At 61.5% G+C, this 14,722-nt stretch carries 16 protein-coding genes; 8 read left to right on the top strand and 8 right to left on the bottom strand.

Annotation, left to right across the window (positions count from 1 at the left end; genetic code table 11):
* Positions 1-128: 128 nt before the first annotated feature.
* From NKI19_RS28655 to NKI19_RS28630, 6 genes are all read right to left on the bottom strand, one after another.
* On the bottom strand, positions 129-2,249 hold the full coding sequence (locus NKI19_RS28655; protein WP_352490711.1) for a vWA domain-containing protein: 2,121 nt from the start codon (positions 2,247-2,249) through the stop codon (positions 129-131).
* Positions 2,250-2,251: 2 nt separating this feature from the next.
* Positions 2,252-2,812: an RNA polymerase sigma factor gene (locus NKI19_RS28650; protein ID WP_352490712.1), complete on the bottom strand. Its 561-nt coding sequence runs from the start codon at positions 2,810-2,812 to the stop codon at positions 2,252-2,254.
* Between the two features lie 68 nt (positions 2,813-2,880).
* Entirely contained in the window at positions 2,881-3,636 is a 756-nt protein-coding gene (locus tag NKI19_RS28645; protein WP_352490713.1) for a dienelactone hydrolase family protein, read from the bottom strand.
* A 104-nt stretch (positions 3,637-3,740) separates the two neighbouring features.
* Positions 3,741-4,412 carry a hypothetical protein gene (locus NKI19_RS28640; protein WP_352490760.1) on the bottom strand — a complete coding sequence of 224 codons (672 nt, stop codon included), beginning with the start codon at positions 4,410-4,412 and terminating at the stop codon, positions 3,741-3,743.
* Positions 4,413-4,432: 20 nt separating this feature from the next.
* On the bottom strand, positions 4,433-5,215 hold the full coding sequence (locus tag NKI19_RS28635; RefSeq protein WP_352490714.1) for a hypothetical protein: 783 nt from the start codon (positions 5,213-5,215) through the stop codon (positions 4,433-4,435).
* Positions 5,216-5,485: 270 nt separating this feature from the next.
* The gene (locus NKI19_RS28630) at positions 5,486-7,060 is read right to left on the bottom strand and encodes a trimethylamine methyltransferase family protein (RefSeq protein WP_352490715.1); all 1,575 of its coding nucleotides are present in this window, start codon (positions 7,058-7,060) and stop codon (positions 5,486-5,488) included.
* Between the two features lie 308 nt (positions 7,061-7,368).
* Here NKI19_RS28630 and NKI19_RS28625 point away from each other — a divergent pair, with 308 nt between their 5' ends.
* Positions 7,369-8,067 (top strand): cobalamin B12-binding domain-containing protein, encoded by a 699-nt coding sequence (locus tag NKI19_RS28625; protein WP_023676506.1) that lies wholly within the window; start codon positions 7,369-7,371, stop codon positions 8,065-8,067.
* Positions 8,068-8,148: 81 nt separating this feature from the next.
* Here NKI19_RS28625 and NKI19_RS28620 read toward each other — a convergent pair whose 3' ends face one another.
* The gene (locus NKI19_RS28620; RefSeq protein WP_352490716.1) at positions 8,149-8,289 is read right to left on the bottom strand and encodes an EncA/B family entericidin; all 141 of its coding nucleotides are present in this window, start codon (positions 8,287-8,289) and stop codon (positions 8,149-8,151) included.
* 64 nt (positions 8,290-8,353) lie between these two features.
* Between NKI19_RS28620 and NKI19_RS28615 the strand changes: the two genes are divergently transcribed.
* Positions 8,354-8,983 (top strand): DUF1638 domain-containing protein, encoded by a 630-nt coding sequence (locus tag NKI19_RS28615; RefSeq protein WP_352490717.1) that lies wholly within the window; start codon positions 8,354-8,356, stop codon positions 8,981-8,983.
* Positions 8,984-8,991: 8 nt separating this feature from the next.
* On the opposite strand, the gene NKI19_RS28610 is transcribed toward NKI19_RS28615, so the two are convergent.
* Entirely contained in the window at positions 8,992-9,915 is a 924-nt protein-coding gene (locus NKI19_RS28610) for an NAD-dependent epimerase/dehydratase family protein (protein WP_352490718.1), read from the bottom strand.
* A 121-nt stretch (positions 9,916-10,036) separates the two neighbouring features.
* On the opposite strand from NKI19_RS28610, the gene NKI19_RS28605 reads away from it, so the two are divergent.
* The 6 genes from NKI19_RS28605 (at position 10,037) to NKI19_RS28580 (ending at position 14,668) form a co-directional block, all read left to right on the top strand.
* A complete protein-coding gene (locus tag NKI19_RS28605) occupies positions 10,037-10,609 on the top strand; it encodes a DUF4893 domain-containing protein (RefSeq protein ID WP_352490719.1) in 573 nt (190 codons plus the stop codon).
* Between the two features lie 78 nt (positions 10,610-10,687).
* Complete coding sequence (locus NKI19_RS28600) at positions 10,688-11,470, top strand: formyl transferase (RefSeq protein WP_352951262.1); 783 nt, start codon at positions 10,688-10,690, stop codon at positions 11,468-11,470.
* A gap of 43 nt (positions 11,471-11,513) precedes the next feature.
* Positions 11,514-12,425 carry a fatty acid desaturase family protein gene (locus tag NKI19_RS28595; protein WP_352490720.1) on the top strand — a complete coding sequence of 304 codons (912 nt, stop codon included), beginning with the start codon at positions 11,514-11,516 and terminating at the stop codon, positions 12,423-12,425.
* A gap of 236 nt (positions 12,426-12,661) precedes the next feature.
* Complete coding sequence (locus NKI19_RS28590) at positions 12,662-12,964, top strand: virulence factor (protein WP_352490721.1); 303 nt, start codon at positions 12,662-12,664, stop codon at positions 12,962-12,964.
* Positions 12,957-13,580 carry a methylenetetrahydrofolate reductase C-terminal domain-containing protein gene (locus tag NKI19_RS28585; protein WP_352490722.1) on the top strand — a complete coding sequence of 208 codons (624 nt, stop codon included), beginning with the start codon at positions 12,957-12,959 and terminating at the stop codon, positions 13,578-13,580. Before NKI19_RS28590 ends, NKI19_RS28585 begins: the two co-directional genes overlap by 8 nt.
* Complete coding sequence (locus NKI19_RS28580) at positions 13,577-14,668, top strand: methylenetetrahydrofolate reductase (RefSeq protein WP_352490723.1); 1,092 nt, start codon at positions 13,577-13,579, stop codon at positions 14,666-14,668. Before NKI19_RS28585 ends, NKI19_RS28580 begins: the two co-directional genes overlap by 4 nt.
* Positions 14,669-14,722: the final 54 nt, after the last annotated feature.

Here is a 14,722-nt window from a genome sequence, read left to right as displayed (position 1 = left end):
CGCGCGAAGCAGTGCGGCCGCGGAAAAAAGGCCGGCAAGGTTTCCCTCGCCGGCCTGCCTCACCCGCCCGTAGGCCGGCTCCCCCTATCAGAACGATCCCATCTGAAAGAAACCGGCCGTCATTGCCACTACCGGTTACCGCCGAGCGCCGAGGCAAGGCGCACAAGCGAGAGGAACTCGGACCGGTACCCAAACGGGTCGGCTCCTCTGGCGGCGGTGGCAATCTCCATGATCTTGTCGTAGCCGAACTTCGCGGTCGCATCCTCGTCGCGCAGCTTCTGGCCGAAGGCAGCGACGGCAACGGAAAAACGCTGGTCGGTGCTGGCTTGGTCGAACGACGCCACCTCGTTGGCTGACGTCACCGGCGTGGTGATCAGCTTCGAAGTGTCCTCGTTCGGCAGCTTGTAGCGGATCTTGACGAAGGCATATTCGTCGGCATTGGCGACACCGCCATTGTTCACCGAGGCCTGGCCATAGCGCAGCTGGTCGATCTGTTCGCCGCCGCTGCCCTTAGGCGTGATCTCGTAGATCGCGGTGACCGAATGACCTGAGCCGATCTCGCCGGCATCGACGCGGTCGTTGTTGAAATCCTCGCGGTTCAACGCACGGGTCTCGTAGCCGATCAGCCGATACTCCGAGACCTTGCTCGGGTTGAACTCGACCTGGATCTTCACGTCCTTGGCAATGGTGAACAGTGTCGAGGAGGCATCCTCGACCAGCACCTTCTCGGCCTCCGCCAACGTATCGATGTAGGCAGCGGTGCCATTGCCGTTCTGGGCGATGGTCTGCATCATCTGGTCGTTCAGATTGTCGCGGCCGAAGCCGAACACCGACAGGAATACGCCTGTCTTGCGCTCCTTTTCGATCAGCCGCTTCAGGTCGTCGTCGTCGGTCTGGCCGACATTGAAGTCGCCATCGGTGGCGAGCATCACCCGATTGATGCCGTCCTTGACGAAGGATTTCTGCGCCAGCCTGTAGGCTTCCTTGATGCCGGCCTCGCCTGCCGTCGAGCCGCCCGACGTCAGATTATCGATGGCAGCGAGGATCTTGTCCTTTTCCGAAGCCTTGGTGGGCTCCAGCACGGTACCGGCATCGCCCGCATAAGTGACGATCGAAACGGTGTCGTCAGGTCTCAGCTTGTTGACCAGCAGCCGGAAGGCCGACTGCAGGAGCGGCAGCTTGTCCTGCTCGTTCATCGAGCCCGACACATCGATCAGGAAGACCAGATTGGCCTTGGGCTGCTCGGCCGGCTTCACGTCGAAACCCTTGATGGCGACATGCATCAGCTTGGTGTGCTCGTTCCACGGCGTCGGCATGACGCTGACAGTCGAGTTGAACGGCGTCGAGGCGGAGTCCGGGCCTTTCCAGTCATAGGGGAAGTAGTTGACCATCTCCTCGACGCGCACCGTATCGGCCTGCGGGATAAAACCTTCCTTCAGCGAGCGCCGCACGAAGGAATAGGAAGCGGTGTCGACATCGATAGAGAATGTCGAGACCGGATCTTCGAGTGCGGCGTGCACCGGATTGGTCTTGAAATCCTCGACGCGGTCGCGGTTTTCCTCTTGCGGCAGCATCTGGTCGGCCGGCGCAGCGGCGGGCTGCTGTCCCATCAGCTTGGACTCGGCGACCGTGCCAGGCATGCGTCCGACCCGCGCACCGCCATCGACGGCCGGAGCCGCGGAGCTTGCGCCGCCATTCAACGCAAGCTCGCCACTCTGCGCCGGTTCAGGTGCGTTGTGGCTGAGCACGTCCTGCTGCGTCAACCCGCCGACTGCGGTCGATTCCGCTTTCGGCGGCGATGTCGGCGCCACAAGCGCCTCGCCGGTGTCGCGGCTTTCACTGTCGGCGTCCGCCTTCTTCTGCTTGTCCGCGTCGGCCACGACCGGCGGTTTGACGGTCGCCGGCTTGTCAGCCAGCGTTTCGGTGATCTTATCGTCCCCGCCGAATTTGGGCCCGCCGAATTTGGATTCCCCCAACATGTAGATGGTGGCATAGCCGGCGATCGGCAGGGCAACGAGCCCGGCAATAGCCGGCGTGGCGAAGAGTTTCTTTTGCATGATTTCGCTCCAGAGCCTTTGTGCTCGCTCTGTGAGACGAAGCCCGCTCACCGATCCTTGGGCGGCCGGCAAAGTTTTTTCTTCCATGTCATAGGCGCGCAGCGCGGCCTGGAGGGCACGCGCCTTTGCATCCGCGCCGGGCGCCGGTGCTGCGATGTCGCGCAGCCTGTTCAGTTGATTGTCGTCGACCATGGTCACACTTCCCCGGCTGAACGCATTAGCGTCTTCAACCGTTTCTTTGCTTCATGGATGTGCCAGGAAACCGTTGCCTCCGAGATTGCCATCGCCTCGGCGGCGGCGGCGTGGCTCAGCCCCTCGCCATAAACCAGCAGCACCGCATCGCGCTGCTTGTCCGGCAGCTTGCGCACCGCTGACCAGAGCGCCTCGGCTGGGTCTTCCGGCTCTGCCGAGATTTCCCCCGAAATCAGCGCATAGGCACCATAGGCCTCGGTCTTGGCAGTGTCGCGGGCGGTCTTGCGCATCATGTCGCGCGCCGCATTCAGCGTCATGGTGTAGAGCCACGTCGTGAAGGCACCACTGCCGTGATAGTCGCGGATCGCGCGGCCGAGCCGGACGCAGACTTCCTGGGCGATATCTTCGGCGTCGGCCTTTTTCCCGCACCAACGATAGGCGGCGCGATAGACGAAACCATAGTGCCTTTCGAGCAATTTGCCGAAAGCACCCCTGTCTCCGCCCTTCGCCCGTCCGATCAGATCGGCGTCGGAGGCTTCGCTTTCGTCCAGCATCATCGCCATCATTTGCCTGTTGGACGAAGGCTAATGGCGGTTCCTTGGGGCGATGGAAAGAATTTTTTGGCGGGCAGTCACGTCGTAATGGTTGGCGCGCCGTGGCCGAGCGTCTCCGCGAACAGCATCGTCAGCCGCTTCCAGTGGCGTTCGGCGCCGGCTGCATCGAAGGCACTATGGTCCGGCATGCACCAGCCATGCGCCATGCCGGCATAGTTCTCTAGGACATGATCGACCTCGGCGGCGCGCAGTGCTTCGGCCAGCCGCGCCGATTGCTCCGGCGGAAAGCTGCGGTCCACACCGGCGGTGCCGATATAGATCCTTGCCTTGAGCGAGGTGGCCTTCCGGTGCGGACTGTCGGCTGCGTCACCAGCCAGATTGCCGCCGTGAAAACTGGCCGCGGCGGCGATGCGGTCGGGATAGCTGGCCGCCGCGTTCAGCGCCCGCGCTCCGCCCATGCAGTAGCCGACAATGCCAACCGGCCCGGCCAGGCCTTGCGCAGCAAGTGCATCGAGGAAAGCGCCGCTGTCGCGGATCGTCATCTCCTGGGTCGTGCCGCCCAGGAGACCAGTGATGGCGGCCTTGCTCCTCTCGTCGCCGAACGCAGTCTTGGGATCGAACGGACCGTAGGGCGCATTGCGGTAAAAGAGGTCCGGCACAAGCACCGCATAGCCCTCGCCAGTAAGCCGCTCCGCCATCTGATCAAGCGCCGGTCGCGGACCGAAAACGTCCATGTAGAGGATGATCGCTGCCCCGGCCGGGGCCGCCGAACGGAACAGCCGTGCCTTGGCAATGCCGTCGCTTGTCTTGATCTGCATCGCTTGCGTGGCCATCATCCGCTCCGTCGATCTGACGTGCGATAGATACCCGCGGCGACCGTCGCCGCAAGCTGTAATGAGGCGATCTGCTTCAAGATTTCGTGCGGCATTCGGCGACGCTAAAGACGCGCGAATGCTGCCATGTGAAAGGCCTGAACCTCGGCCCAATAGCGATAATCGGCACCGTAAGGACAGGCGTTGCGATCGAGGCAGCCGCCGGTCCGGCAAGGCGCGCCGTTCTGCCCGCGCACATGGGCGAGACAGGTTTCATGTGCAAACCCATCCGCAGAATAAGCCTCGACCGGACAGGATTTCAGGCAAGGTTTTTCCAGACATGTATCGCAAAGGTGAATCACGTCGCGGGGTTCTTGGAGCGCGATTTCGTCTTCGAACAGCAGCGCGCCGCGATAGGCATGCCAGAGCCCGTATTGCGGATGCATGAGAATGCCGAGCGGCGACGGCTTCAGCCCCTCTGCACGCATCGCCCATTGCTGGAACGGCAGATAAGGCCTGTCGGACGGCGACACTGCGCGTGCCGCGAATCTTTCGGCCACGGCGCCGATCACTTCGCGAGACCATCTGTCGAGCGGATCGTCGATCGGCTGTGACTGTCTCTCCAGCCAGCGCAGGAAGTGCGGCCAAGGTGCGGCACCCGCCTGCCCGACCAGCAGAACGGATCTGGCAGCAGCGCCGGAGACACCGCCAGGTGTTTCCTCACCGCCTGCAAAATTGAAACCGCCGCGCAGGATGAGGCCATGAGCGGAAAGCGCTGCCGCGATGGTTTCGATCATACTGCGTTCGAGGGTTTCTCTCACCCTTCGATCCTTGGAAACGGGATTACTCCCTTTTTCTCAAGCGTTTCACGCAAATTGTCGGCGTAGCGATGGGCAAAAGCCTCCAGCTCACTTTTGGGTCGAGCAAAATAAAGGTCGGCAAATTTAGAGGAATACTCACCTTGGTCGGAAGGAGTTTCCACCTTTTCAAGCCAATCAACCCAATGGCCGATCTCATGTAGAAGCGTCCGGTACAGCTGCGTTGCTCGCACGGAAACGGATGAAGAGGCAACTACATACTTGCTTCCAACTCGACTGACATTATGGCCGTCCAGGCGAAGTCTATTCAACTCTGCCGAATCCTCGGGGTCTAGCGCAGTGGACCACTCGATAGTCTCGCCAACGTCCGTAGCTTCCAAAAATATTGTCGGACCACTTATTACGATGGGAGTTCCGCGAAAACCAAGAGCGGCATGGTAGAACATCCGACCCCACGCAGGTCTGAGAATGCGGGTCTTTCGCGTCGATTGACGGAAGACAAATGTTTCCAACCCGGCCCAGTCAGCGTGCGGAATCTGAGAAAGCACGAAAACGACATCTTCAACCGTACATGCGTGAACACACCCGCCAGACGTCTTTTCGACAATGAATGTTATATCCCTGCCATTCACGTTCCTGCAGAGCCTTTGGCCGGGATTGAGTTGCGCCGTGCACCATCTGGCATATGTCGATAGTCGAGGAATGACCATGCGGTTGTTTTGCCCATGGCCCTGCTTTGGCGTGCCGATATTCCGGTTTCGCCTGACTGGATTGAAAGGCATTCGCACAGTCCTCAATAGCCGCTCGCCCATCGAAGGCGAACGTCGTTAGGCTAGGCGAGCGGAATAGCACGGGATCGCGGCGGCCACCAAGATGCTGGCCGCCAGGCGCCGGCAGCGCCGGAGAGGCCGTGGGCGGAAAGCGCAGCCGCGATGGTTTCAGTCATGCTGCGCTCGGGATCATCCCTTCTTGTCCGGGTCGGAGAAGGCACTCCGCCAGACTTCCTTGTGGATGATGTTGGCGACTTTAGCCCCGCCTGATTCGGGCTCCTTTCAGGTGAAGGCGTCGGCCATCGACGCCTTCTTCTTCGCGATGAAGTCCTTCAGCCCGTCGTCGATGCCCGGGTCGAGATACGGCGCCTCGTAGCTCTCCAGCCAGCGGCGGGCGAGCTCGTTGGCGCGCTGCGGCGCGGTTTTTTCGCCTTCGGCCAGCCATTGCTCGTAAGAATTGTTGTCGGCGATGTTGGAACGGTAGAACGCGGTCTGGAAATTCGCCTGGGTGTGATCGCAGCCAAGATAGTGGCTGCCCGGGCCGACCTGGCGGATAGCATCCATCGCTTGACCGTTTTCCGACAGGTCGACACCCTCGGAGAACTTCTGCGTCATGCCGAGCTGGTCGATGTCCATCATGAACTTTTCGTAGCAGGAGGCGAGACCGCCCTCGAGCCAGCCGGCCGAATGCAGCACGAAATTGGTGCCGGCGAGGATCGTCGAGTTCAGCGTGTTGGCGCTCTCGTAGGCAGCCTGCGCATCGGGGATTTTTGAAGCACAGAGCGAACCGCCGGTGCGGAACGGCAGGCCAAGCCTGCGGGCAAGCTGTGCGGCGCCATACGAGACCAGCGACGGCTCCGGCGTGCCGAAGGTCGGCGCGCCCGACTGCATCGAGATCGATGAGGCGAAGGTGCCGAACAGCACAGGTGCGCCCGGCCGGATAAGCTGCGTGAACGAGGCGCCGGCCAGCACTTCGGCCAAAACCTGGGTCAGCGTGCCGGCGACCGTTACCGGGCTCATCGCACCGGCAAGGATGAACGGCGTGACGATGCAGGCCTGGTTATGGCGCGAATAAACCTTCAGCGCCCCCAGCATGGTCTCGTCGAAGACCATCGGCGAGTTGGCGTTGATCAGGCTGGTCAGCACAGTGTTGTTCTCGACGAAATCGTCACCGAACACGATCTTGGCCATTGCCACCGTGTCTTCGGCGCGCTCGGGCGCGGTCACCGAGCCCATGAACGGTTTATCCGAATATTTGATGTGGCTGTAGACCATGTCGAGATGGCGTTTGTTGACCGGCACGTCGACCGGCTCGCACACCGTGCCGCCGGAATGGTGGATCGACGGCGCCATATAGGCGAGTTTCACGAAATTCCGGAAATCCTCGATCGTCGCATAGCGCCTGACGCCGTCGAGATCGCGCACGAAGGGCGGTCCATAGACCGGCGCGAACACTGTCGCGTTGCCGCCGATCTGCACCGAGCGCTCGCCATTGCGGGCGTGTTGGGTATAGACGGACGGAGCGGTCTTCAGGAGCGAGCGGCAGAGGCCCTTGGGGAAATGCACCCGCTCGCCCTTGACGTCGGCGCCCGCCTCTTTCCAAAGCTGCAGCGCCTCGGCGTCGTCGCGGAAGATGATGCCGATCTCTTCCAGCACCGTGTCGGTGTTCTTTTCGATCAGCGCCAGCCCTTCCTCGTCCAGCACTTCATAGACGTTGATCTTGCGCTTGATATAGGTGAGCTGCGTGCCGGGGCCGCCGCCCGAACGCGCAGCCCGTCGGGCTGCGGCGCCACCGCTGGCAGCGCGCCCGCGCCGTGCGTTTGACGCTTCCTGGTCGACCGGCGCGTTCTCACTCATAATCGTTCTTCCCTGGCTTTCGTTCTGGCCTGATTTACTCCGGCCGGGCTCTTGTACCGGCCTGAAATCCGTTTGCGGCCGCATATTGCGGTCTCTGGCCGGATCGTAGCCATGCACCCTATTCGAAACGGCCCGCCAGCGCCAACGCCTGTCGCAAAATCGACAAGAATTCCAAGAGATTTACGGTCGCTTTCGTTTTGCGGGAAGTCGCAAATCAGCTATGGACAACCGGCCCGTGCGGGTTAGGTATTGACGCGATATTTTTAAGCTGCCGCGATAGTTGTAGCCGGCAAGGAGCCTGAGAAAAAATGGCCGACGACGAGATCATCCTTTCGGAACTCTCCGACGACGAATTGGTGCAGCAGATGCACGACGATCTTTATGACGGGTTGAAGGAAGAAATCGAGGAAGGCACCAATATCCTTCTCGAGCGCGGCTGGGCGCCTTACAAGGTGCTGACCGAGGCTCTGGTCGAAGGCATGCGCATCGTCGGTGAGGATTTCCGCGACGGCATCCTGTTCGTTCCCGAAGTGCTGCTGTCGGCGAACGCGATGAAGGCCGGCATGTTCATCCTGCGTCCGCTGCTTGTCGCCACCGGCGCGCCGAAGCAGGGCAAGATGGTGATCGGCACCGTCAAGGGCGACATCCATGACATCGGCAAGAACCTGGTCGGCATGATGATGGAAGGTGCCGGCTTCGATGTCATCGACCTCGGCATCAACAATGCGGTCGAAAAATATCTCGATGCCATCGAAAAGCACCAGCCCGACATCATCGGCATGTCGGCGCTGCTGACGACGACCATGCCTTACATGAAAGTCGTCATCGATACGATGAAGGAAAAGGGCATTCGCGATGACTATGTCGTGCTGGTCGGCGGCGCACCGCTCAACGAGGAATTCGGCAAAGCCGTCGGCGCCGACGCCTATTGCCGCGACGCCGCGGTGGCGGTCGAGACCGCCAAGGACTTCATGAAGCGTAAGCACAACGTCCGCGCTTCGGCTTGAGCCAACAAAATCGGCACCGACGAGAAAAGCCGCGCCTTGCAGTGCGGCTTTTTTATTCCCAAATGTTTGAAATCGTGCAGATCAGGGTTTCTTGACGGTATCGTCAACCGCCTTCGCAGTGGATTTGAGATCCTTGCCGACGCCGCGCACCGTGTTGGCGCAGGCTGAAACAGCCAGGACGCAGGCGAGAATAGCGATTGGCGCAACGCGGAACAGTTTCATGAATGGTGTCTCCCTCAGGATATAAATTCGCTGGACAGCAACGAAGATGGATTAGACTGGTTCCATGACTACCGCGCGAAAACAACAATCCGATCAAGGCGACAGGCTGCTCGTCATCGCCTGCGGGATGATTGCGCGCGAAATTTTGGCGGTCAAGGAACAGCTCGGGCTCGACCATCTCGACCTGACCTGCCTGCCGGCGGAGTTTCATTTCTATCCGGACCGCATCGCGCCGGCCATGGACAAGGCTATCGAGAAGGCCAAGACCGACGGCTACCGACACATCTTCGTCGGCTATGCCGATTGCGGCACGGGTGGCCTGCTCGATCGGATCTGCGAGAAGCACGGCGTCGGGCGTATGGCCGGGCCGCATTGCTTTGCCTTCTACCAGGGCATGGATGCCTATGCGAAGGTCGCCGATGACGACATGATGTCGTTCTACATGACCGATTTCCTCTGCCGGCAATTCGATGCATTCTTCATGAAGCCGCTCGGCCTGGACAAGCACCCGGAGCTGATCAAGGACTATTTCGGCAACTACGAGAAGCTGATCTATATCGCTCAGACCGACGACCCGGAACTCGACAAGGTCGCCGAAAAGGCGGCGAAAATGCTCGGCCTCGCCTATGAGCGCCGCTCGACCGGCTACGGTGACCTGACGAAGGAACTGGCCAGCGCCGCAATCCTGGCTTGACGATACTTCTAGGCAAAGCCTTCTTCAGCTTCGATGCCGGCGAGCACATCGGCAAAGCTCGTCTTGCAGACGAAACCCAGCCGGTCCCTCGCCCGCGACGCGTCGTAGACCCGGTCGATCGACGAAAACATCGTCCAGCCTTTCTTCGCGTAGAGCGCCGGATAATCCGGAAAATAGCGTGCGATAACCGACGGTGCGTCGGCGATCAATGCCGCGCAATCGTCGGGCTGGAACGGTGTTGGCGCCGAAATGATGAAGATGTCGAAGCCCATTTGCGGCGCTTTCTCCAGAGCAGCGATGTGGGCGTCGGCTGCGTCCTCCACCGTCAGCCGGCGGAACAACAGCTCATTGGCCTTGGTGTTGGCATCCGACTGTTCGATCACATGAGCCATGTCGTCCGCCTCGGGAAAGAACCGGGCGGTGCGCAACACGATCACCCGCAGGCCGAACTGCAAATGATAGAGACGGCAGAGATGTTCGGCCGAAAGCTTGGTGACGCCGTAGATGTTGCGCGGTTCCGGCGACATCTCTTCCGTCAGCCAGGCGGCTTTGCGCGCGCCGCCGGTGAAGCCGGCGCGAATGGCTTGCGAGATCATCAGTGACGTCGTCGAGGTAAAGACGAAGCGTTGAACGCCTGATGCCACCGCCGCGTCGAGAAGATTGAGCGTGCCCTGCACGTTCGTCGCCACGAAATCGCTGTTGCAGTGGTTCTCGATGTTAGGCTTGTGCAGCGCACCGCTATGGATGATCGCCTCGATACGGTTTTCGCTGACCGCTTGCATGACCAGATCGCGGTCGGCAATCGAGCCGACAATCTGCGTTTGCGCCGACGCAACGGGATCGAGGCCGATGACGTCATGGTCAAGCGCCCGCAGGCGCGGCGCCAGCGCGCTGCCCAGCCAGCCTGACGATCCCGTCAGCAAGATCCGCATCGATGAAACCACGATTTTTGACCTGACGCTGTTAAGCACGGATGACAGGTCGCCGCGAACCGGTAAGTTATGCGCCAGACAAGAAAACAGGCTGTTCCAGCCATTCACGGGAAACGCACCGATGATCGCTCGTCTCTTGATTGCCGCAGGAATTGTCTGCTTCGCCCTGCCCGCGCTCGCCGATGGCGAGGTGCAGAAGCTGATCACCGCCGCGGACAAGGCGCGGCTCGACAAATATGACGAGACGCGCAAGGCAGCCCTTGAGGAAGCCAAGGCGGGCGATCCCGCCGAGGTCAAACAGCTCGACGCGCTTCTGGCGAAGCCGCTGGTCGCCTTTTCCGACAAGGATCTAACGGGCAACTGGCAATGCCGCACCATCAAGGCCGGCGGTCCCGGCGCGCTGGTCATCTATGGCTGGTTCAAATGCAAGGTGAGCGACGATGGTTCGGGCTGGATGCTGGAAAAAATCAGCGGCTCGCAACGCACCAAGGGCCGTTTCTTCGACGATGGCGAGAAACGCGCGATCTATCTCGGTTCCTTCTACGTCAACAACGATCCGGCGAAGCCCTATGGCAGCGGCCCGCAAAGCGACCAGGTCGGCTACACCTTCCGCAACAGCGTCAGTGAATGGCGCATCGAGTTCCCGGCGCCCTATTACGAATCGAAGCTCGACATCCTCGAATTCAAGCGCTGAGCCCTCCGATCACCAAGGGTTAACCCGGTCAGCCTAGCATTCGCGCGCAAAGAACAGGTCTTTGTGGGGTCGCGAAGTATGGCACGGTCGAAACCAAACCAACGGCCGATCGTCGTCGTCACCGAAGGCGGCCCGCATATTTGGGCGATCGTCAACGCCGTCGCCGATCAACTCGGCCCGGTCAGCGTCATCCTCGAAGCTCCTGAATCCAAAAAGCAATTGCTTCTCGCCCGGGCGCGGGGGCAAGGCTGGGCCTCGGCCATCGGTCAACTCGGCACGATGATGCTGACGCGCCTCGGCAAGCGCTTCTTCGCCGGCCACGCAGCACGGCTCGCCGTCGGGGAGAAGCTGCAAACCGAACCGAAGCCTGGGCAAACGATCATCCATGTCCCGTCGGCCAACGCGCCGGAATGCCTGCAGGCGATCGCGGAAATCCAGCCGGGTGTGGTTCTGCTCGCCGGCTGCCGCTTGCTGTCGCGGCAGACGCTGGCAAAAATCCCTTGCCCGGTCCTCAACTACCATGCCGGTATCGCCCCGAAATATCGTGGCATGAACGGCGGCTACTGGGCGCTGGCTTCAGGCGATGCGGAGAACTTCGGCACCACAGTGCATCTCGTCGACGCCGGCGGCGACACTGGCGGCGTGCTGCGGCAGGCGCGTGGCAAACCGCAGCCGGGCGACACGATTTCAAGCTACGCGTTGCGGCAGGCGGCGTTCTCGCGCGACATCTGCGTCGAAGCGGTCAGGGATGCGCTGGCCGGCAAGCTCGGCACGGTCGATCCCGGCCTGCCTTCGAAACAATGGTATCATCCGACGGTCTGGTTTTATCTCTATACCGGGATAAAGAACGGCGTCTGGTGACGCGCCGATTTACCGGACAGCCACCCGCCACTAACATTGCGTCATGAGCGACATCGACCACCGCACCATCATTGCCGGCCTTTCGGTCGAGGACCGTCGCGACCTCACCGCCAGGCTTGACCGGCCAGGCATTGTCCGGCTGGCCGTCCATGGCGGGATGGTTATCCTGCTGGGCGCGCTGATCGCCGCAGGCATCCCGTTCTGGCCGCTTCTGATCTTGCCGCAGGGAATCCTGATCGTCTTCTTCTTCACGCCGTTGCACGAGACCATCCATGAAACGGCGTTCAGGACGGCGTGGCTCAATCGCGCTGTTGCCGCCGTGGCCGGCTTCCTGATCCTGCTGCCGCCGACATGGTTCCGCTATTTCCATTTCGCCCATCACCGCCATACGCACGACCCAGAAAACGACCCCGAACTGATGGCGCCGAAGCCGGAGACGGTCGGTCAATATCTGCGCTATCTGTCCGGCGGCCCCTATTGGATAGGCATGGCCCGCGTGGTCGCGACCAACGCGGCTGGCCGCAATCGCGACGGCTTCGTACCGGAAAAGGGTCGCGGCAAGGTGGTTGCCGAAGCACGGCTGTTCCTGACTGGCTATGCGGCGTTGCTGGCCTCATCTCTGCCCGTGCAATCCGCACTGGTGTTGTGGGTCTGGATCGTGCCGGTGCTGGTAGGACAGCCGTTTTTGCGGGCCTACCTGCTGGCCGAGCACGCGTTGTGCCCGCATGTCGCCAACATGCTCGAGAACACCCGCACCACCTTCACCACAAGGCTGGTGCGCTTCGTCGCTTGGAACATGCCGTACCATTCGGAGCACCATTCCTATCCGGCCGTTCCCTTCCACCGCCTGCCGCGCTTCCATGAGATCGTCGCGGGGCATCTACGCACGACCGAACGAGGTTACGTGCGCTTCCACAGGAAGCTGGTCGGCAGCTTCGATGGCCGCGCCGGCTGACCAGTGCTGGAAGAAACTCCGCTTTCAGCCGCGGCCGTCGATTGCGTCGCTTTTGAAGGCCCCCGCGTCGTCCCATAACAAGCAGCCCAACAGCGCTTCCGGCAATGCTCGAAACCACTGCATCGGCCCAAAACATCGGAATCGATCTTCGGAGGGCACGATGCAGCTGAGTTAGGTGGTAGAGCATCGTTTATGCGTTCGATTGGACGCGCGGCGTTCTACAGGAGCAGGAATTCATGGCCGATCTTATCGTCGTCTACTGGCGCGACATCCCCGCCCAGGTCATCGTCAAGAAGGGCCGGCAGAACGCCAAGCGCGAACTGCCATTGCGCTTCACCGAGGCGATCGACATGTGCGCCATGCGCACCGGCGCCGGCGGCACCGACGACTATCTTGCCGAATGGCGCAAGGCAGAGCCCATCCCGGTCGGTGACGATCTTGAAGCCGAGGCCGAGAAAGCCCTTCAGGAACTTGATGCGAAATACGACCGTGAGCGGCTGGTCGCTCTGGTCAAGGCGGGCGGCAAAGAAAATGTCTGATCCCCAATCAATGCCGGTGACGACGGCTCAAGCCGGCGTGACCCAGGCGACCATCGTCAAGAACGCGGCGCCGAAATCCGACTACAAGCCGGCCGACGTGTCGCCGCAGCGGCGCGTGCAGCGCTCGTTTGCGGTGCGGCTTTGGTCGGTGCGGCATTCGCGGCTGCTCGAATGGTTCTACGCCAGGTTTGCCGACATGTTCCTGACTCTCCACCCGCTATGGAAGGGCATCGGCTACAGCCGTGTCGAAGGGCCGGTGAAATTCGTCGAGAAGCGCGTCAAGGGATTCATGTTCGACTGCCGCATGTGCGGCCAGTGCATCCTATCCTCGACCGGCATGTCGTGCCCGATGAACTGCCCCAAGCAATTGCGCAACGGCCCTTGCGGCGGTGTCCGCGCCAACGGCAATTGCGAGGTCGAGCCAGACATGCCTTGCGTCTGGGTCAAGGCCTGGGAAGGCTCGCGGAACATGGTGCATGGCGACAAGATTTTGGACGTGCAGAAGCCGGTGGATCAGTCCTTGCGCGAAACTTCCGCCTGGCTGCGGGTGACCGCGCAGGCCGCGGCCGCCCGCAATGCGGCCCAGAACACTACTAACACCGGAGCGTCGGCATGATCGGCCGCCAGCCAGACGAGAATCCGGCCGGCATCCATTTGCCGCTCGATCCCCTGCCCGGCCACACCTCCCGCGGCCGGCTTGAGCGGGTTCTGCGACGCGGCGAGTTCGCAGTGACGACCGAGCTCAATCCGCCCGACAGCGCCGATCCGGAAGACGTCTACAACCGCGCCAGGATTTTCGACGGCTGGGTCGACGCCATCAATGCCGTCGACGCTTCCGGCGCCAACTGCCACATGTCGTCGGTCGGCATCTGCGCGCTGCTGACCCGCATGGGCTATGCCCCGATCATGCAGATCGCCTGCCGCGACCGGAACCGCATCGCCATCCAGGGCGACGTGCTTGGGGGTGCTGCGATGGGTGTCGCCAACATGCTGTGCCTGACCGGCGACGGCGTGCAGGCCGGCGACCAGCCCGGCGCCAAGCCGGTGTTCGATCTCGACTGCATGTCGCTGCTCGAAACCTGCCGCATCATGCGCGACAACGGCAAATTCCTGTCCGGCCGCAAACTCACGACGCCGCCGCAGCTTTTCCTTGGCGCGGCCATCAACCCGTTCGCGCCGCCGATCGATTTCCGGCCCTATCGGCTGGGCAAGAAGATCGCCGCCGGCGCGCAGTTCGTGCAGAGCCAGTACTGCTTCGACGTACCGATGTTCCGCACCTACATGCAGAAGGTCCGCGATCTCGGCTATACCGAAAAATGTTTCATCCTGTGCGGCGTCGGGCCGCTGGCCTCGGCCAAGACGGCCAAATGGATCCGCTCCAACGTGCCGGGCATTCACATTCCCGATCAGATCGTCAAGCGCCTGGAAGGCGCTCTGGATCAGAAAAAGGAAGGCAAGCAGCTCTGCATCGACATCATCAATGAGGTGAAGGAAATTCCCGGTGTGTCCGGTGTCCATGTGATGGCCTACCGCCAGGAAGAGTATGTCGCCGAGATCGTCGACGAATCCGGCGTGCTGAAGGGCCGCCGGCCGTGGAAGCGCGAAATCCGCCGCGACGACCAGCTCGTTGCCGACCGGCTCGACCACATACTGCATGACGACCTCACCGAAACCCAGGTCGACATGGTCAAGACCGCGCATTGACGGCGCGAATCGTCAGCATTCGCTTGATCAGAAACAGATAACGATATAAAGAAC

The sequence above is a fragment of the Mesorhizobium sp. M0751 genome (assembly GCF_040320265.1).
Lineage (GTDB): Bacteria > Pseudomonadota > Alphaproteobacteria > Rhizobiales > Rhizobiaceae > Mesorhizobium.
This window is presented reverse-complemented; position numbering and strand designations above follow the sequence as displayed.

Coding starts and splice junctions, on each gene's coding strand:
- NKI19_RS28615 (WP_352490717.1), top strand. CDS start 8,354: ATGACTACCGCGCGAAAACAACAATCCGATCAAGGCGACAGGCTGCTC.
- NKI19_RS28635 (WP_352490714.1), bottom strand. CDS start 5,215: ATGCCTTTCAATCCAGTCAGGCGAAACCGGAATATCGGCACGCCAAAG.
- NKI19_RS28590 (WP_352490721.1), top strand. CDS start 12,662: ATGGCCGATCTTATCGTCGTCTACTGGCGCGACATCCCCGCCCAGGTC.
- NKI19_RS28640 (WP_352490760.1), bottom strand. CDS start 4,412: ATGATCGAAACCATCGCGGCAGCGCTTTCCGCTCATGGCCTCATCCTG.
- NKI19_RS28595 (WP_352490720.1), top strand. CDS start 11,514: ATGAGCGACATCGACCACCGCACCATCATTGCCGGCCTTTCGGTCGAG.
- NKI19_RS28625 (WP_023676506.1), top strand. CDS start 7,369: ATGGCCGACGACGAGATCATCCTTTCGGAACTCTCCGACGACGAATTG.
- NKI19_RS28630 (WP_352490715.1), bottom strand. CDS start 7,060: ATGAGTGAGAACGCGCCGGTCGACCAGGAAGCGTCAAACGCACGGCGC.
- NKI19_RS28645 (WP_352490713.1), bottom strand. CDS start 3,636: ATGGCCACGCAAGCGATGCAGATCAAGACAAGCGACGGCATTGCCAAG.
- NKI19_RS28620 (WP_352490716.1), bottom strand. CDS start 8,289: ATGAAACTGTTCCGCGTTGCGCCAATCGCTATTCTCGCCTGCGTCCTG.
- NKI19_RS28585 (WP_352490722.1), top strand. CDS start 12,957: ATGTCTGATCCCCAATCAATGCCGGTGACGACGGCTCAAGCCGGCGTG.
- NKI19_RS28605 (WP_352490719.1), top strand. CDS start 10,037: ATGATCGCTCGTCTCTTGATTGCCGCAGGAATTGTCTGCTTCGCCCTG.
- NKI19_RS28655 (WP_352490711.1), bottom strand. CDS start 2,249: ATGGTCGACGACAATCAACTGAACAGGCTGCGCGACATCGCAGCACCG.
- NKI19_RS28580 (WP_352490723.1), top strand. CDS start 13,577: ATGATCGGCCGCCAGCCAGACGAGAATCCGGCCGGCATCCATTTGCCG.
- NKI19_RS28610 (WP_352490718.1), bottom strand. CDS start 9,915: ATGCGGATCTTGCTGACGGGATCGTCAGGCTGGCTGGGCAGCGCGCTG.
- NKI19_RS28600 (WP_352951262.1), top strand. CDS start 10,688: ATGGCACGGTCGAAACCAAACCAACGGCCGATCGTCGTCGTCACCGAA.
- NKI19_RS28650 (WP_352490712.1), bottom strand. CDS start 2,812: ATGGCGATGATGCTGGACGAAAGCGAAGCCTCCGACGCCGATCTGATC.